The sequence below is a fragment of the Ruegeria sp. CH6 genome (genome assembly GCF_056537005.1).
This window is the reverse complement of the sequence record NZ_JBQFQS010000013.1, coordinates 1-18,653: the sequence shown is the minus strand read 5'-3', so window position 1 is coordinate 18,653 and position 18,653 is coordinate 1. Positions and strand designations below refer to the sequence as shown.

13 protein-coding genes are annotated in these 18,653 nt (G+C 59.1%); 8 read left to right on the top strand and 5 right to left on the bottom strand.

Translation table 11 applies throughout. The features are described from left to right. Positions 1 to 38 precede the first annotated feature (38 nt). Complete coding sequence (locus ACR0CW_RS19270; RefSeq protein ID WP_480789017.1) at positions 39 to 926, bottom strand: LysR substrate-binding domain-containing protein; 888 nt, start codon at positions 924 to 926, stop codon at positions 39 to 41. A 224-nt stretch (positions 927 to 1,150) separates the two neighbouring features. On the opposite strand from ACR0CW_RS19270, the gene ACR0CW_RS19265 reads away from it, so the two are divergent. The 7 genes from ACR0CW_RS19265 to ACR0CW_RS19235 are packed head-to-tail and all read left to right on the top strand — an operon-like array spanning position 1,151 to position 9,938. Continuing rightward, the gene (locus ACR0CW_RS19265; RefSeq protein WP_480789016.1) at positions 1,151 to 2,506 is read left to right on the top strand and encodes an MmgE/PrpD family protein; all 1,356 of its coding nucleotides are present in this window, start codon (positions 1,151 to 1,153) and stop codon (positions 2,504 to 2,506) included. 16 nt (positions 2,507 to 2,522) lie between these two features. Further along, positions 2,523 to 3,764, top strand: a complete 1,242-nt coding sequence (locus ACR0CW_RS19260) for an FAD-dependent oxidoreductase (protein WP_480789015.1) — start codon at positions 2,523 to 2,525, stop codon at positions 3,762 to 3,764. Between the two features lies 1 nt (position 3,765). Further along, positions 3,766 to 4,029 (top strand): sarcosine oxidase subunit delta, encoded by a 264-nt coding sequence (locus tag ACR0CW_RS19255; RefSeq protein WP_480789014.1) that lies wholly within the window; start codon positions 3,766 to 3,768, stop codon positions 4,027 to 4,029. Then, positions 4,029 to 6,881, top strand: a complete 2,853-nt coding sequence (locus ACR0CW_RS19250; protein ID WP_480789013.1) for a 2Fe-2S iron-sulfur cluster-binding protein — start codon at positions 4,029 to 4,031, stop codon at positions 6,879 to 6,881. Before ACR0CW_RS19255 ends, ACR0CW_RS19250 begins: the two co-directional genes overlap by 1 nt. 3 nt (positions 6,882 to 6,884) lie before the next feature. Then, the gene (locus ACR0CW_RS19245) at positions 6,885 to 7,433 is read left to right on the top strand and encodes a hypothetical protein (RefSeq protein WP_480789012.1); all 549 of its coding nucleotides are present in this window, start codon (positions 6,885 to 6,887) and stop codon (positions 7,431 to 7,433) included. After that, on the top strand, positions 7,430 to 8,395 hold the full coding sequence (locus ACR0CW_RS19240) for a D-2-hydroxyacid dehydrogenase (RefSeq protein WP_480789011.1): 966 nt from the start codon (positions 7,430 to 7,432) through the stop codon (positions 8,393 to 8,395). The genes ACR0CW_RS19245 and ACR0CW_RS19240 overlap by 4 nt, the downstream gene beginning before the upstream one ends. Positions 8,396 to 8,399: 4 nt before the next feature. After that, complete coding sequence (locus ACR0CW_RS19235) at positions 8,400 to 9,938, top strand: trimethylamine methyltransferase family protein (RefSeq protein ID WP_480789010.1); 1,539 nt, start codon at positions 8,400 to 8,402, stop codon at positions 9,936 to 9,938. A 39-nt stretch (positions 9,939 to 9,977) separates the two neighbouring features. Here the strand turns inward: ACR0CW_RS19235 and ACR0CW_RS19230 are convergent, their stop codons facing one another. From ACR0CW_RS19230 to ACR0CW_RS19215, 4 genes are read right to left on the bottom strand one after another with little or no spacing between them, the layout of a single operon-like run. Then, positions 9,978 to 10,715, bottom strand: a complete 738-nt coding sequence (locus tag ACR0CW_RS19230) for a maleate cis-trans isomerase family protein (RefSeq protein ID WP_480789009.1) — start codon at positions 10,713 to 10,715, stop codon at positions 9,978 to 9,980. Beyond that, positions 10,712 to 11,779, bottom strand: a complete 1,068-nt coding sequence (locus ACR0CW_RS19225; RefSeq protein WP_480789008.1) for a pyridoxal phosphate-dependent aminotransferase — start codon at positions 11,777 to 11,779, stop codon at positions 10,712 to 10,714. The genes ACR0CW_RS19230 and ACR0CW_RS19225 overlap by 4 nt, the downstream gene beginning before the upstream one ends. Beyond that, positions 11,776 to 13,428, bottom strand: coding sequence for a hydantoinase B/oxoprolinase family protein (locus tag ACR0CW_RS19220; RefSeq protein ID WP_480789007.1), 1,653 nt, complete (start codon positions 13,426 to 13,428; stop codon positions 11,776 to 11,778). The genes ACR0CW_RS19225 and ACR0CW_RS19220 overlap by 4 nt, the downstream gene beginning before the upstream one ends. Continuing rightward, the gene (locus tag ACR0CW_RS19215; protein ID WP_480789006.1) at positions 13,428 to 15,527 is read right to left on the bottom strand and encodes a hydantoinase/oxoprolinase family protein; all 2,100 of its coding nucleotides are present in this window, start codon (positions 15,525 to 15,527) and stop codon (positions 13,428 to 13,430) included. Before ACR0CW_RS19215 ends, ACR0CW_RS19220 begins: the two co-directional genes overlap by 1 nt. 537 nt (positions 15,528 to 16,064) lie before the next feature. Here ACR0CW_RS19215 and katG point away from each other — a divergent pair. Beyond that, positions 16,065 to 18,272: a catalase/peroxidase HPI gene (gene katG, locus ACR0CW_RS19210; RefSeq protein WP_480789005.1), complete on the top strand. Its 2,208-nt coding sequence runs from the start codon at positions 16,065 to 16,067 to the stop codon at positions 18,270 to 18,272. The last annotated feature ends 381 nt before the right edge of the window (positions 18,273 to 18,653 follow it).

Below are 18,653 nucleotides of genomic sequence, written 5' to 3'. Positions count from 1 at the left end.
GTAGCGCTCCTTCAGGGCGTTGCGCCGCATCCGTCTGGTCAGGTGTTCATCTCGGCGGCAGCCTGCATCAACCAATCCTGAAACAGTCGAACCGGTGGCGCGAACGGCTTCTCTTTTACCTTGATGAAGTAGGCCCACGGGCTTTCCAGATCGAAATCAAAGGGTTCGATCACCAGCCCACGATCAACATAAGAACGCGCAAGCGATCGTGGCAATGCTACGCAGCCCAGAGATTTTGCGGCCAGTTCCATGGCAAAGTTGGAGGCGTTTGTACGCGGTCCGTCCTCAAGATTGAGGCCGGTCAGGCCGTAGTGGCGAGCAACGTATTCCCAATAGGCCGGTCGGCCCAGAATATGTATAAGTCGGGCCTGCTGCAGCTGCTCCGGCTCAGTCAGCGGTTTCCCTTCAACCAGAAACCCGGGTGCGCAGACGATCGACAGTTTCTCAACCCACAATCGGGTCATGTCCGGCGTCACATCATCGACGTGGTTGATCGTGACGGAGATGTCCGAGACATTGGCTTCGACATCGCTCCAGACTGTACCATGTACCGTCAGATCGATATCCGGATGAACCGCGTTGAACCCCTGAATGACATCCGGCAACCAGTTCTCAGCCAGGCTGAACGGACAAGACACGACCACTTTGCGCGTGTGCGTTCGGAGGATGACAGACTGGGTGGCGACGTTGATTTCCTGCAGGGCATGGCGCACCGACGGCAAATAAGCTTCGCCCACGTCAGTCAACGACAACGAACGTGGATGACGGACGAATAATGGCCGTTGAATGAACTCTTCAAGAGAACGCACGTGATTGCTGACTGCAGATTGAGTGCAGTTCAGTTCATCAGCCGCACTGGTAAAGCTCAGATGTCGCGCAGCGGCTTCGAATGAGCGCAGGAAGGTGAGGTGGGGCAGATTCATCATGATCAGTGTTTCCCAGAGTGGCCATCGGCTAAAATAAGTGTGGTTCCAGATCGGTATCTTGCCCTGAAGCGACGCGCCCCCGGCCACGTTTGCGACACCTCCAAAGCAGCGGCCACAAAATTTCCAGTACCATTGCCCCAATATTGTTTTCGTGCCGCTCCGACCAAATACCCCTATTTTTCGATCGATATCCAGAGCCCGCCAAAGGTCAAAGCAGGATGCCCGTGACAGATACCTTCGACAAAGTCGCAAATTTCACCCTTGATTCCCGGGCGCAGGATTTTCCGGACGGCACGCTCAGGGCGGCGGCGTTGATGACGCTGGATACGCTGGGCATCGCAATCGGATCCGGCCCGATGGATGCCGGCAGGATTGCGCGCGAGAGTGCCCTGGCCCTGTACGGCGCAGGTGAGCCGAGCCTGAGCGCCCGGATGATGTTTGACGGCAGACGCGTCAGTGTTGCTGGCGCAGCCTATGCCGCCGCCACGCAAATCGACAATCTGGACGGTCATGACGGGTACAATCCCACCAAGGGGCATATCGGGGTAGCTGTCATTCCTGCGCTTGCGGCGCTTGCGGAAACTGTAGGAGATTTTTCCGGCCCCGAGGCGCTGGCCGCTGTCACAATTGGCTATGAGGTCGCCGGGCGCGCAGGGATTTCGCTGCACGACACGGTCAGCGACTATCACACATCCGGCGCGTGGAACGCACTGGGCGTGGTCGCCGTCGCGGCCCGTCTGCGCGGGCTGAGCGCGGAACAGATGCGCCAAGCCATGGGCATCGCCGAATATCACGGCCCCCGAAGCCAGATGATGCGCGAAATTGCCAACCCAACCATGCTGCATGACGGCTCGGGCTGGGGCGCGTTGGTGGGCGTGTCTTCGACTGTATTGGCCGAGAAAGGGTTTACCGGCGCTCCGGCCATCACGATCGAGGCGGAGGACGTGGCGCAGCACTGGCAGGATCTGGGCCAGTTCTGGCAGATGGAACACCAGTATGTGAAACCCTATCCGATCTGTCGCTGGGCCCATGCCGCAATTGACGCTACGCGGGCTTTGATCCGAGAGCACAACCTGACCCATCAGGATATCTCCGCGATTCACGTCAACACATTCCGTGAAAGCGCCTGCCTGTTTCAGGGCATGCCGGATGACACATCCAAGGCGCAATATTCGCTGCCCTTCGCGGTCGCCACGATGGCGGCGCATGGTCGGATCGGTGTCGAACACATCACCGGCGCAGGCCTGTCCGATCCGTTGGTGGCTAGCATCGTCGAACGCGTCACCGTTGCCGAAACTGCCCGTCATTCCGACCGTTTCCCTGAATGTCGTATTGCCGATGTCAGCCTGACACTGGCCGATGGGCGGGTTTTGGACTCGGGCGACGTACATGCACGCGGTGGCCCCGAAGCGCCGATGGATCAGGACGAGGTTGTTGGTAAATTCATGGAATTTGCCACACCTTCGCTAGGCGCAGACCGTGCTGGTGCCATTCGCGATGCAACTCTCGGGCTGACAGAAACCGGTTCAAAATTCTCGGATCTTGGCGCGTTGCTCTACGACGCCCCGGACCAGCCATAACGTCAGGATCACCACAATGCCGCTGAGGCTGCTGAAATATGGGCTTTCCGGCTCCTATCCTGTTACGGGCGACATTCCTGCCACCCCCGATCTCAAGCCCAGCTACGATGTTGTGATCGTGGGCGGTGGCGGGCATGGATTGGCCTGCGCCCATTACCTGTCAAAATATCACGGCATCACCGATGTGGTGGTGCTGGAGAAAGGATATCTCGCCGGCGGCAATACTGCGCGAAACACGACGACCATCCGGTCTAACTACATCACCAAAGAGGGGATCGCTTTCTACAAGGAAGGCGTGCAGCTTTATGAAGAGATGAGCGAAGAGTTGGACTTCAACGTGATGTTCAGCCAGCGCGGTCAGCTGACCCTTGCGCATTCCGAGGCTACGTTGCGCTCGTTCCATCTGCGCGCCGAGATGGGTAAGCACGCAGGCACCAATATCGAGGTGGTGGATGCACAAACCGTCAGGGAACTCAGCCCGCACCTGAACATGGATGAAGGCGGTCCGCTGGAAATCATCGGTGGGCTCTGGCATGCCGATGGTGGCACCGCGCGCCACGATGCGGTGGCTTGGGGCTATGCCGCGCAGGCCAGCAGGCGCGGTGTGGAAATCCATCAGCGAACCGAGGTCGAAGGCTTTCACGTCGAAGGTGGCAAGATTGCCCGGGTGCGGACCAATCGCGGCACGATCACAGCCGGACAGGTGATGATCGCCGTGGGCGGCATGAACTACGACATGGCGATGAAGGCCGGGGTCGAATTGCCGATCCGTTGTTTTCCGCTGCAAGCGATGGTGACACAGCCGCTGAAGCCGTGGCTGAACACGCTGGTCAGTTCCGTCAGCTTGCACACCTATCTGGTGCAATCCTCGCGTGGCGAGATCGTGATCGGCGGGGGATCGGACCCGTATCAGCTTTATTCCACCCGCTCGACGCTGGATATGAAGGAGCATCTGGCCGAAGGCGCGGTGCATCTGTTCCCGTTCCTGCACAGCGTGCGCCTGTTGCGGCAATGGGCCGGGATCACCGATATGACGCCCGACTATTCGCCGATCATGGGGGCCAGCCCGCTCAGCAACCTGTGGTTGGATTGCGGCTGGGGCACCTGGGGCTTCAAGGCCACGCCGGTTGCCGGGAAGTACATGGCGCAGACCATCGCCAACCAGAAGGTTGCGCCGATGCTTGAACCGTTCACCATGGAACGGTTCGCCACGTTCGATCTGCTCAACGAAATGGGCGCCACCGCAGCGAGCCACTGACATGAAGATCCTGACCTGCCCGATGAATGGGCCCCGCAACATCAACGAATTCCAGAGCTTTGGCCCAATAAAAGCGAACCCCGACCCGGATGCGACCAGCGACGCGGACTGGGCCCGCCATCTGTTCCGCGCCGACAATTCACGTGGGACCATTGTGGAGTGGTGGCGGCACGTGCCTTCGAACTATTTCTTTCTGGCCGAGCGCAACGCCACCACCAACGAGGTGATCCGCACCTTTGATCCTTCAGAACTGGAACAGATGTGATGAGCCGGCTTCCCGCACCCTGGGGCAACAGGATCAACCGAGACGCTCCGGTCACGTTCAGCTTTGAAGGCAGGACCTATCAGGGGTTTGCAGGCGATGTGATCGCCTCAGCTCTGGCTGCGAACGGTCAGTGGATGCTGTCGCGGTCATTCAAGTATCACCGCCCGCGCGGTCTGATGTCGATGGCGGGGGCCGAGGCGGATACGCTGGTGCAGCTGCCTTCGGATCCGAACGTGCAGGCTGATCGTCACCCGATCTCGCAGGGATTGCGGGTTAGCGCGCAGAACGTGAACGGCTCGCTGGCGCGAGATCGCGATGCCTATATGGACAAGCTGGGTCGGTTTCTGCCGGTTGGCTTCTATTACCGCACGTTCATGGGCCCCACTCGCAAAAGCTGGCTGAAGATGTGGGAGCCGCTGATCCGCAAGAAGGCCGGGCTGGGGGTCGTGGACCTCAAGGCACCGCATGCCGATTATGAAAAGGCCAACCTGTTCTGCGACCTTCTGGTCGTGGGTGGCGGGCTGGCGGGTCTGACCGCCGCGATTGAGGCTGCCGAGGCCGGGGCCGATGTCATTCTGGCTGAGATGGAACCCGAATTGGGCAGTGCGCTGACCTATGGGCGTGAGGGTGCGGACCGGTTGGGTGATCTGCTGGCACGAACCGCCGCGCTGTCAAACCTGCGGATCATGACGGGCACCGTGGTCAACGGCTGGTTCGAAGATAACTGGCTGCCATTGATTTGCGGTGACAAGCTGTTCAAGACCCGCGCGCGTGAGGTTCTGCTGGCCACCGGCAGCATCGAGCAGCCCGCGGTATTTCGCAACAATGACCTACCCGGCATCATGCTGGGCGGTGCCGCGCAACGGCTGATGCGTCACTACGCGGTCAAACCGGGACAACGGGCCGTTGTGATGGCCGCGAATATTGACGGTTATCGCGTGGCGCTGGATCTGCTTGAGGCCGGCGTCGAGCTGGCCGCGCTGGTTGACCCCCGGCCCGGTGGCAGCGGCGGCGCGCTCGCGTCGGAACTGGCGGCCACGGGCACGAAAGTCATTCAGGGGGTTGTGGAAGAGGCCCGCGGCAAGACCCATGTGACAGCTGTAAAGGTCGGAGACGATTGGCTGGACTGCGATCTGGCGGTGATCTCGGTGGGATATGCCCCGATGTGGCAATTGCCCTGCCACGCCGGTGCAAAACTGGGTTACGACGAAGACTCGGCGCGGTTCTCGCTGACCTTGCCGGATGCGGCGCTGGGCATAGCAGGCGGTCTTGCAGGTGTCTTTGCAGCGGATGCCGTCGTGGCGGATGCTCAGCGGGCGGCACAGGTCGCGCTGCAACGGCTGGATCTTTCGACACGCGAGATCACTCCGGTTGCGGATGACGAAGCATTCCTGACCAATTTCGAGCCTGTGATCGCAGCACATCCCAAGGGCAAGGATTTCGTTGATCGGGACGAGGATATTCAGGTCAAGGACCTGCAAAACGCGGTCAAGGAAGGGTATCGCGAGCTTGAACTGATCAAGCGGTTTACCACCGTGGGTATGGGGCCAAGTCAGGGAAGGCATTCCGCACTAGCCACCGCGCGGGTCGTGGCCAAGGCCACAGATCGCAGCGTGGATCAGATCGGCGTGACCACGGCGCGCCCGCCTTTTGGTCCGGAAACGCTGGGTGTTCTGTCCGGCCATCACCACCCGGTTGAACGGCGTACGGCGCTGCACCGCGAACATATCCGGCTGGGGGCCGACATGCGCCCGGTCGGGGCCTGGCTACGCCCTTATTTCTATGGCCCCAAGGTGGATGCCAAACGTCTGATCGAAGAAGAGGTTCACGCCGTCCGCAACGGGGTTGGCATTCTTGACGTCTCGACCCTCGGCGGGCTCGAGGTGCGCGGGCCGGATGCGGGGGAATTCCTGAACCGTATTTACACGATGGCGTACAAGAAACAGCCCGTGGGCCGCTGCCGCTATTGCCTGATGACCAACGAGATGGGGACGGTGATCGATGACGGGGTGGCCTATCGTCTGGCCGAGGATATCTACTATGTCACCGCCACCACCGGGGCCGTGGCGCGGGTCTATGCCGATATGCTGTTCTGGAACGCGCAGTGGCGGCTGGATGTCGATGTATTGAACGTGACCTCGGCCTTTTCGGGCTTCAACATCACCGGCCCGAAGGCTCGCGATGTGGTGACAGCATTGGACGGCGACATCGACTTTTCGCGCGAGGGGTTTGGCTATCTCGACGGGCGCAGCGGGACCGTGGCCGGCGTGCCGGTGCGCGCCATGCGGATCGGATTTACCGGTGAGCTGAGCTATGAGCTGCACTGCCCGTCAACCTATGCCAAAACCCTCTGGGATGCGGTGATCAAGGCTGGCGAGCCGGTGGGTATGCGCCCCTACGGGCTCGAGGCCAGCCGTATTCTCAGGCTGGAGAAAGGCCACATCCTGATCGGTCAGGATACCGACGCGCTGACCTCTCCGGATGAGCTTGGATTTGAATGGGCGATTTCGAAAACCAAACCGTTCTTTGTTGGCAAGCGGTCGATCGAGATGCGCTGGAACAAAGGATTGTCTCGCAAACTGGTCGGGCTGAGTTTTGATGCACCGCAGGGTGATCCCAACGTGCCGGGCGAAAGTTGTCTGGTTCTAAAGGATGATGTTCCGGTGGGTCACGTCACTTCGGTTCTGTGGTCACCCACGCTCAGCGCTCATATTGCACTTGCCTATGTGCATGGCGACGACGCCGATGAGGGCTCGGTTGTGACAGTAAAATGCCGCAATGGCGTGCGTTTGAACGTACCGGTCCGCGGCCATGCCTTCTTTGACCCTGAAAACAAACGGCAGGAGCTTTGATTCATGCGCATCTACCCGCTTGACCCTCAGGGCGCTGCCGAAGGCACACTGCTTGTCACTGGCGCCGTTGACTTGCGCGATCTCAGCCACACACCGCGCTTTGCGCTCAAGGGCAGGGGCACGGTGGCGTTCCTGCAATCGCAGGGGATTTCGGTTCCCGGGGTGAATGAAACGGCAACCGGAGTGCTGCGCCTCGGAAGTGAGGAAGCTGTCGTTTTGGACGGGCCAACTGAGCTGCGCGCTAGTTGGGAAGCCGCGCAAGCCCCAAAGGGGTATTATGCATGGCGCGAGGAAACCTGGGCCATGATGCATCTGAGCGGTAAGCGCCTGTTCGATTTGATGGCCAAGATTTGTCCGGTCGATCTGTCTGTATCGGCATTTGCTGTGGGGCGGATTGCGCAGACACGGGTGGGTTATGTCGAGGCGATCACTTGGCGGAACGATCGTGACGGTATTGGCTTTGATCTGCTATTCGACATTGCCGCAACTGCTTTCTTTGCTGACGCTGTGGCAACGGCAAGCGCTGAATTCAATCGAGAGGTAACACCATGACATCCCCTGTCGTGATCCTGCACACCGACAATCCCGACGCATCGCGTGAGGTACTGGCCAAGGGCCATCCTGATCTCGAAATTCACACCTGCAGTACCTATGATGGACTGCCTGATCTGATCGCACAGACAGGGGCCGAGGTGGTATATTCCGTGCGCTTTGCCAGCACACCCGGTTTTCCGCGAAAAGCTTTGATAGAGGCACCAACTGTGAAATGGGTATCGGTTGGCGGGTCCGGGACGGATCATATGATCCCGTGGAATCCTGAGACGATGACTGTCACCAATGCCGCCGGGGTCGCGGCCGATATGATGGCACAGTACGCGCTGGGCGCGATGCTGCATTTCTCGCTGGACTTGCCGGGTTTTCGCGCGGCGCAGGCCCGGCGCGAATGGGTTTCAGGCAAGGTTGAACCGATTGACGGCAAGACCGTTTTGATCGTTGGTCTGGGAAAGACCGGAGAGGCGGTTGCCGCCCGCGCCAAAGCAATGGACATGAACACGATTGGCGTCCGGGCGCGCCCCAAAGCCACGCCCAACGTGGATGAGGTACATGGGATCGAGGCGCTTCCGGACCTCTGGTCGCGTGCTGATTTCATTGTTGTCTGTGTGCCCCTTCTGGATACAACACTCGGCCTTGTGGGCGCGGACGCATTCGACGCCATGAAGAAAACTGCGGTGCTTGTCGATGTGTCGCGCGGTGGCGTGATTGAAGAGGCCCCGTTGATGGTCGCTCTGGCCGAGAACCGGATCAGGGGTGCTGCACTGGACGTGTTTGCGACCGAACCTCTGCCTGCTGAGCATGATGTCTGGGGGTTGGACAATGTGATCGTCACGCCCCATTGCAGCTCGGTCTACGACGGTTGGGATTTGAAATCGGTCGAGATGTTTTCCGAAAACCTGAAGCGCTATCGCAATGGCGAGGCGCTGAGCAATATCGTTAATCCAGAACGGGGATACTAGGACAATGGCACGAGAAAAACGCGCAGGTGGTCGTCGCGGAAAATCCGGACGCAGCGCGGCGGGAATCGAGCAGCTACCCTGGACGCAAGTGCGTAACGAATACCCGGCGTACGAGTTGCTGAATCCCGAGCAGATGGACCAGCTGCACGCCACGTCGATGCGGATTCTGTCCGAGGCAGGCATCCGCGTGATGGGCGACAATGTCATGGACATTTTCGAGCGCGCCGGGGCGATCGTCGACCGTGACACCAAGACTATCCGCATGGATGAGAACATTGTATCCGAAGCCCTGAAAACGGTGCCGCATGAGTTTACTCTGACATCGCGCAATCGCGCCAAACAGATCACGCTGGGCGGCAATCACGTGAATTTCGGCTTGGTGGCGGGGCCGCCAAACGTCCATGACCGCATCAACGGGCGTCGGCAGGGCAATTACGAGGATTACTGCAACTTCATCCGTCTGGCGCATCATTTCAACGCGATCCACCTGATCGGCAATCAGGTGATGGCCCCGATCGAGATGCCCGCGAACAACCGCCACCTAGATACTTATAACGCCAACCTGACCTATAGCGACCTGAGCTTTCACTGCACCGCCATCGGGCGCGGTCGGGCGATGGATGGCATCAACATGATGGCGATTTCGCGCGGGCAAACGCCCGAGGATATGCGCGGCGATCCGGGCGTGATCACCATCATCTCGGTCAACTCGCCGCGTCTGTTCGACGATGCGATGGGGGATGGCCTGATTGCGATGGCGGAGTACGGCCAGCCGGTGACGGTGACGCCGTTTACCCTGATGGGGGCGATGACACCGGTCACCTTGCCAGCCGCGCTGGCGCAGCAGAATGCCGAGGCGTTGTTTGGTGTTGTTCTGACGCAGCTGGTCAGCCCCGGCGCGCCCGTCATGTATGGCTCATTCACGTCCAATGTGGATATGAAATCCGGCGCCCCGGCCTTTGGTACGCCCGAAAATGCCAAGGCCAACATCGTGGGTGGCCAGTTGGCGCGGCGCTATGGCATTCCGTATCGGACATCGAATGCCAACGCCTCGAACGTGGTGGATCTGCAGGCGGCTTATGAAACGATGATGGCAACCTGGGGCGCGGTTCTGGGTGGGGCAAACATCGTGTATCACGCCGCTGGATGGCTTGAGGGCGGTCTGACTGCCTCGTACGAGAAATTCATCATGGATGTCGAGATCATCCAGAACATGATGGAATTCCTCAAGCCGATGAAGTTCGACACCGATGAACTTGGTTTTGACACGATCAGTTCCGTGCCGACCGGTGGCCATTTTTTTGGTACCGAGCACACGATGGCCCGCTATGAGACCGCGTTCTACAAGCCGATGCTGTCAGATTGGCAGAACTATGAAAACTGGGAGGCTGCTGGGGCAAAGGACGCGCTGCAACGGGCGACAGACACTTGGCAGCAAGCCTTGCGTGAATATCAGGCACCGGAAATGGACCCGGCTGTACGAGAAGAGCTGGACGCCTATATCGCCAAACGCCGTGAAGAAATCGGCAGCGGCGAACCCTAGGATAGATCGGGGCAGGGAGCGTTCCTTGCCCCGCTGTTTTCAGAGATTGTCGAACAGACGTCCCGGAAGCGCGTCGTGTCGCGGCAAGTTCAGGGCTTTCATCAGACCGAACATCATGGCCTGATTTGATGTGACCACCGGTTTGTCCAATGCCGCCTCGATGCGTTCGATGGCCTCGACCGATCGCATGTCAGTGCAGCTAAGCACGATGGCCTGCGCATCCTGATGATCAGCCTGACAGGCCAAGTCGAACACTTCATCCGGAGTAAGTTCACCTTGTCCGTAATTTCCAAGCTCACGGCCCACATCCGCGCGCTTGATGGTTTCAATGCCGTTGTGGGCCATGAAATCGATGGCCTGTGCGTTGATCTCACCCAGATAAGGGGAGGAGAAGCCAACCTTCGTTGCGCCAAGCACCTTGATGCCAGCGATTAGCGCCCCGGCTGCGGTTAGGGACACAGCACCAGATCCTGCTTTGATCTGTTGTGCCAGATCAGCGTCAAAGGACGGCCCATGAGTCAGTGTTGCAGAGGTACATCCGTACAGCACCACATCAGGACGCACGCCCGAGATCATTCGCAGGTCGTGGCTGATATCGGATGCACCTAACCCGGCCATCTGGTCTGAACCAGGGATTTCATCCACATCATAGCCCCCCATGCGCTGGAAATGGACCGTGGTGTTCGGTGGACGCAGCAGCTCCATGTCCGGTTCCAGATTGGTGTTGGTGAAGGGCACCAGAACACCGATCTTGGCAGCGGTTCGCGTCTCAGTCATGTCAGAACTCCTTTCAGGACCGTCAGGCAGCGGTCCATGACGGATGCTTCGCAGATGGTGGCGCGCAGGCAGTCACTCAGGCCATAGCCACCCATGCCACGCATCAGCAGGTTTTCGGCACGCAGAGCCGCGTCCGCGCGTTGCGCATCCTCGGCCGAGGCAAAGCGCATCAGCACGAAATTTGTGTGGCTTTCGGGAACCGTCAAACCCAAGGCGCGGCAGTCTTCAGCAAACCGGTCGCGAATATGGGCTGTTCGGGCAACCACATCCTGCATATGCGCCTGATCCCGCATGGCGGCTGCGGCGGCTGCCTGCGAAGCGATCGAGATGTTGTTGGGGTTGAGCAATTTGCGTAGCTCATCAGCAACCTCGGGCGGGAAGTAACCCCATCCGGCGCGCGCGCCTGCCAAGCCGTAAGCCTTTGAGAATGTGCGCATGACCACGGTATCTCCCCTGTCTGTCAGGGCAAAGATCTCGGTGGGATCATTGGCTTCATCGGAAAACTCGGCATAGGCCTGATCGACAACCAGCAGAATATCTGCTGGCAGCCCCTCCCGAAGACGGATGATCTCGGAGTTCGGAATAAGTGTTCCGGTCGGGTTACCGGGATTACACACAAAAACGATCCGAGTTTCGGGCGTCATCGCAGCAAGGATGTCGTCGACGGAAACGGTCAGGTCGACCTCGCGCGCTTTGACATAGTCGGCTTGCACCTGCGCTGCGGCAGACGAGACAAATGCGTACCCGTAGTCTGTACCCAGAACCCGGTCACCGGGTCCGGCATAAGCTCGGATCAGGCAACCGATTAGTTCCATCGAACCTGCGCCGCACAACACCCGTGCCTGGTCGAGCCCATGCACATCGGCAATTGCGGCGCGCAGTCCGGGCCATTCCGGATCGGGATAGAGCGGCAGATCGCCCATAGCCGCCTGTCCTGCTGCGATGGCAGAGGGGCTTGCGGCAAAGGCGCTTTCATTCTGGGCCAGCGAGACGGTGCTGTCGCCGCCAAGATCGGCCAGCGCATAAGCCGCCATCGCGCCTACATGGGGAACCGGGCGGATCATGACTCGACTCCGTAAGTTTTAGCGCCGTCCTCGCTGATCAATCCGCGCTTCAGATCCAGCGCAAGTGCCTGTGCGTCGCGTTCGGACGGATCTCCGAAACCACCTCCGCCGGGCGTTTCGAAGATCAGGTAATCGCCACCTTCAACCCGCAGTTCGCCTTTGCCCGGAATGTCGCTTTCACCATCGCGGAAACGGATACGGCCCGGCGCACCGGGTTGCCCGCCCATTCGCCCGAGGGCGGGGAATTTCAGACGTTCAACCGACAGGAACACGATGAAGGGTGCATCATTGGCCGAGGTCATCTCGATCCTCTGGCCCAGCCCACCGCGATACTTACCCGCACCACCGGAATCAGGCCGCAACTCTCGCTTCCATATGGTGACGGGTGCAACGCTTTCGGTGATCTCTACCTGTGATCCAAACACGCCGGACGGGTAAGCAGTGGCAGACAGACCATCCGCATAAGGCCGCGCGCCGGTTCCTCCGTTGTGGACCGGTTCGACGGCGAATTCCCGACCGCCATCGCGGGCCACTTCGGGTGCATGCCGCATCGGCAGATCGAACATGCAGGATGCACCCTCTGCCGGAACCTGTTCCGGCAGTGCCTGATGCAGGCAGCCCAGAACCAGATCCGGTGTGACCTGTCCCAGTGTATGCCGCATCGCAACCGGAACCGGGCGCTGGGCATTCAGGATACAGCCCTTTGGTCCGTCCACTGTGAAGGGCTCCAGCGAACCGGCATTGTTGGGAATATCGGGACCCACGATGCAGCGCAGTGCAAACACGGTATAGGCTGTCGCATAGTTGAGCGGCACGTTGATACCCTTGCGCGAACAGCCTGACGTTCCGGTGAAATCCACATGCATGCCCGACTTGCTGACAGTCAGGGTCGCGTGCAGTTCCAGCTCGTTTTCATAGCCGTCCATTTTCAGGGCGTTCTTGTAGACTCCTTCCGGCACCTCAGAGATTGCCTCGAGTGTGCCGCGGCGCGAGGTGTCGATAATGTAGCTGCCCAGCCTGTCCAGATCGTCAATTCCGAACTCGTCCATCATGTCGACCAGACGGGTCACGCCTGCTTCGCAACAGGCGATCAGCGCATAGATGTCGCCCTCGTTTGCAATGGGTTCGCGGCTGTTGGCGCGGACAATGTCGAGCAGCAGCGCGTTCGGCACGCCTTCTTCGACCAGTTTGCAGGGTGGGATCAGAAGCCCCTCGTCATAGATATCCGACCCCTCGGGCCCCATGCCGAGGCCGCCCAGATCGACCAGATGCGAAGTGCACGAGGTAAAGCCCACAACCTTACCGTTCTTGAACGCAGGCATCATCAGCAGAAAATCGTTCAGATGCCCCGAGGCGAGCCAGGGATCGTTGGTCATATAGATGTCGCCAGGCTTCATGTTCTGCACCGGGAAATGCTCGCGCAGATGCATCACCGCTTCGGCCATGGTGTTGATATGGCCCGGTGTGCCCGTGACGGCCTGTGCCAACATCCGACCATGAACATCGAAAATCCCGGCAGAGATGTCGCCGCATTCGCGCACAATGGGCGAAAATGCTGCGCGGATCAGGGTCTGGCCCTGCTCTTCAACCACAGCCAACAGGCGGTTCCACATCACTTGAAGACGGGCGGGGGAAAGATCGGCGGTCATCATGCGCCTCCTTTCTGGTCTTGGATCAGGACAAGGTTTCCAATGGCGTCCACATGCGCCGAGAAATCAGCCGAGACCAACGTTGTGGTCTGCAGTTCAGTGATCAGCGCCGGGCCGTGCACAAGGTCACCGGGCTTTAGGCTATCACGCGGAACAAAGCCTGCCTGCTTTGCGTGTCCATCCACATCGCAGGTGATGGGGCGCGTCTCGGAAGGCGTGATCGTGGTCAGATCAGGTGTTGTCGGTATATCCGGCACGTCGGCATCCGGCGTGGCAACGCGCACGGCCCAGTTCAGGATCTCGATCTGCATCCCCGGCACCGGACGCGAAAACTGCTTGCGGTATTCCGTCTCAAACGCCGTTGTCAGCGGGCCAATGTCATCCGCGGTCAGGGTGCGGTCGGGCAGGGGAATTTCGATCTCGTGACCCTGACCGTTGTAACGCATAAAGGCAGTGCGTTGCGTCTCGGTGGGGGCATCGCCCGCACCTTGCGCGACAACGCCGCTGGCCTCGGCAATCATGTCGGCGAACAGACTGTTGATCCCGTCAAGGTCCAGCGTCTCCAGCAGCGAGTAGCGCGAGCGCACGATTTCGAAGCTGACCGGTGCGAACAGGAAACCCACCGCCGAGCCGACGCCCGGATTGGGCGGGATCACGATCCGGCTGACCCCGGCCGAACGCGCCACACGACTGGCATGCAGCGGGCCGTTGCCACCAAAGGCGATCATAGTGCGTGGACCGAGGTCTTTGCCCGATTCCACGGCATGCATCCGGCCAGCGCTGGCCATGCTTTCATCGACGATCCGGCTGACCCCATCGGCCGATCCCGTCGCATCAGTGTCCAGACGTGATCCGATCACACGGGTCAGGGCCTCTTTTGAGGCTTCGGGATCGAGCTTGATATACCCTTCGGCAAATGTGTCCGGCACGATGTAACCCAGCGTGATATCACTGTCGGTCACGGTTGGTTCTGTGCCGCCTCGACCAAACGCTACGGGACCGGGTTCCGACCCGGCTGATTTCGGGCCAACGGTTAACCGACCCAGACGATCGACACCGGCGATAGAACCACCGCCCGCGCCAATCTCGATCATTTCGATCACCGGAATGCGCACTGGCATACCCGATCCCTTGATGAACCGTGCTGCGCGCGCGATTTCGAACTGGCGCGAGGTTTGGGGCCTGGCATTGTCAATCAGACACAGCTTGGCGGTCGTGCCGCCCACATCAAAGGACAGAACATCGCCGATTCCGGCCCGCGCCGCGATACGCGCCGCAAGGATGGCACCGCCCGCAGGTCCGCTTTCCACCAGTCGGATCGGGAATCGTGCAGCGGTTCGGACCGTGCACATACCACCCCCTGCGGTCATCATCAGGATCGGGCAGGTCACGCCCGAAGCCTCGAACCGGGTGACGAACCGCCTTAGATAGCTTTCCATCAGCGGTTGGATATAGGCGTTTGCAACGGTGGTGCAGAGCCGGTCGAACTCACGTGCTTCGGGGCTGACCTCGGACGAGATCGACACGGCCAGCTCTGGCCGTTTCTCTGCCAACGCGTCGCGCAGCCTTCGCTCATGTTCAGGGTTGGCATACGCGTGCATCAGACAGATGGCGACGGCTTCGGCCCCGCTGGCGTCGATATCAGCCAGCAGCGCATTAATCGCGTTGTCCTCAAGCGCAATCAGCACGCTGCCATCTGCAGACATACGCTCGCGTACGGTCAACGCACGTTCACGCGGAACCAGAAGATCTGGTTTTTCTAACGTGATATCATATTGTGAATAGCGCCGCTCATAGGCGATTTCCAGAATGTCGCGGAACCCTTCGGTGGTGACCGTTGCGACTACTGCACCGCGCCGTTCGATCAGTGCGTTGGTTGCAAGCGTGGTCCCATGAATGAACCCGGTCACATCGCTCAACGAATGGCCGGACTGCTCCATGACGCGAATCGCGCCTTCCATGGCACCATCGGCGGGGTTCTGATGGGTGGTGAGGGTCTTGGTCGAGGCGAGAATGGTCTCTTCGCCGGACACAAGAACGGTGTCGGTAAAGGTGCCACCGATATCGATGGCCAAACGCAAAGGCTGAGCGGTTGTCATAGGTATTCCAAATGTCGTCTGAAGTCGTGCAGGCAGAGCGCCCTAAAAGGCGATTACGCTCGTTGCGGCACGAGATTGCAGCCAGTTGCGCGGCGATCCAGACGTTTTGCAATACGATTACGATCCATGGCTCACTACTTCTACAGCTTTTCGGAACGCACAAGCGCGTTCGCGACAAAAAGGCCTGCAAGCGACAAGTTTCATCGTTGAGGTTCGAAATCTGCAGGTTGCCTATTTATCAGGGGCGTATTCTGCGCAGTTTAACCTACTAGGGCTACGATGACAGTCTGATAGCTTTATCTTATCAATTTCATCAATAAACAAAATTTTTTCGCATGGCTTTGTTCTGCTAAACCTTGTTTCAGGCAAGACAGAATAGCCGCCAATACCATGCTGCCGCGTGACATCTTCAAAGTTACGGCACCTGTAACCATTTTGTTCAGGGTAAGCAGGCATTGACGACATTTTCCTGTCATCTTGCTCACCTCAAAATAGACCTGCCTAGCAGACGGGCCTCAGCCAGGATTGGAGAATAAAATGGATGGAAGCGACAACCCGAACATGGGCGGATGCCCGGTAATGCATGGCGCGGGTTCCCGGTCGAACCGGGACTGGTGGCCAAACCAACTGAACCTGTCCATCCTGCATCAGCATGGGCCTGCGTCGAACCCGATGGGCGAAGCGTTCAACTATGCAGAAGAGTTCAAGAAGCTGGATCTTGAGGCCCTCAAGCAGGATCTGTATGCGCTGATGACGGATTCGCAGGACTGGTGGCCTGCAGACTATGGTCACTATGGCGGTCTGTTCATTCGCATGGCCTGGCACAGCGCCGGCACATATCGTACGGCTGATGGGCGCGGTGGCGGATCTACCGGAACACAGCGTTTTGCTCCGCTCAACAGTTGGCCGGACAATGGCAACCTCGACAAGGCGCGTCGCCTGCTGTGGCCGATCAAGCAGAAATACGGGAACCAGATTTCCTGGGCCGACCTGATGATTCTGGCCGGCAACTGCGCGATCGAATCCATGGGCGGTAAGACATTTGGATTTGCCGGAGGCCGCGAAGACGTCTGGGCACCAGAAGAAGACATCTACTGGGGTGCCGAAACAGACTGGCTCGCACCGACTGATAACCCGCACAGCAGATATTCAGGCGAACGCGATCTGGAAAACCCACTGGCTGCGGTTCAGATGGGGCTGATCTACGTGAATCCGGAAGGTCCTGATGGCGAACCGAACGTGCTGGCGTCTGGCCGGGACATTCGCGATACCTTTGGCCGGATGGCGATGAACGATGAGGAAACGGTCGCTCTGGTCGCCGGCGGGCACACTTTTGGCAAGGCGCACGGTGCGGGCGACCCTGAGCTGGTCGGGCCCGAGCCTGAGGCAGCCCCCATCGAAGACATGGGACTGGGCTGGATCAACGAGTTCGGCAGTGGCAAAGGTGACGACACCACCACCAGCGGTATCGAGGGTGCCTGGACCGCCAATCCGACCAAATGGGACAATGGCTATTTCGACCTGCTGTTCGGATATGACTGGAACCTGACCAAAAGCCCGTCGGGTGCGTGGATATGGGAACCGATCGGCGTTAAGGAAGAAGACATGGCCCCGGCGGCACATGATCCGTCGAAGAAGGTCAAAACCATGATGACCACCGCTGACATGGCGATGCGGATGGATCCGATCTACGGCCCGATCTCGAAACGGTTCCACGAGAATCCCGAAGAGCTGGCCGATGCCTTTGCCCGCGCGTGGTTCAAGCTGACACACCGCGACATGGGTCCGCGCTCGCGTTATCTGGGTTCGGAAGTTCCGACTGAAGAGTTGATCTGGCAGGACAACGTTCCGGCTGTCGATCATGACCTGATTGATGAAGCGGATACTGCAGACCTGAAGGCCAAAATCCTGGCGACCGGACTGTCTGTTTCGGAACTGGTTTCTACGGCATGGGCCTCGGCCTCGACATTCCGCGGTTCGGATATGCGTGGCGGAGCCAACGGTGCTCGTATTCGCCTTGCGCCACAAAAGGACTGGGATGTTAACGAACCTCTGAAACTGTCCAAGGCGCTCGCTGCGCTTGAGGGTGTACAGAAGGCCTTTGACGATGCGCAATCCGGCAACAAGAAAGTCTCGCTTGCGGATGTGATCGTTCTGGGTGGTGCTGCAGCCATCGAACAAGCGGCCAAAGCTGCCGGGCACGACGTAGAGGTTCCATTTGCCCCTGGGCGCACTGATGCGTCGCAGGACCAGACGGATGTGGACTCTGTCGCCGTGCTGGAGCCGATCGCGGATGGCTTCCGGAACTACCAGCGCAAGGAATACAGTGTTTCGCCGGAAGAGTTGTTGGTCGACAAAGCGCAGTTGCTGACACTGTCCGCGCCTGAGATGACCGTGCTTGTCGGTGGTATGCGCGTATTGGGTAGTAACTTTGGTGACAGCAATCATGGCGTGTTCACGGATCGTGTCGGAGTATTGAGTAACGATTTCTTCCTGAACCTGCTTGATATGGGTACCGAGTGGAAACCGTCTGCAGATGGTAATGGAGTATACGAAGGTCGGGATCGTGCGACTGGTGACGTTAAGTGGACCGGTACGCGTGTTGATTTGGTCTTTGGATCAAACTCGCAGCTGCGGGCTCTGGCCGAAGTCTATGGTCAGAACGATGCGGGTGGTAAATTCGTCTGCGACTTTGTCAGTGCCTGGAACAAGGTGATGAACGCTGATCGATTTGACCTGAACTGATCAGTTAGAAGAAACTGAAGCTCCTTGACCGCCCCGAAGTGAATCTCGGGGCGGTTTCTGTCTAAGGATTCTGTCTGAAAACCGAGTCCAGGGCCGTCTTCCGTATCCGATTCCGGTAATAAACCGATTATATGGCTTGAAAGCAGTGGCATGAGCCCGGCGCTACAGCCTTAATGAAACGCTAATCATAACTTAATGTATTGTATTTGTTGGGTAATGTTAAAATATGGCAGGAAATGTGAAGTTTTTTCAAAATGGGGGTTGCAGGTCCCGAACCTAATCCGTAAATACCCCTTCACCGGCGCTGCTGAGGCGGTGCTGACGGGTCGGAGAGACGGCCTGACGGACTGGAAAGACGGTTGAGACGCTCGGGAGAGACCG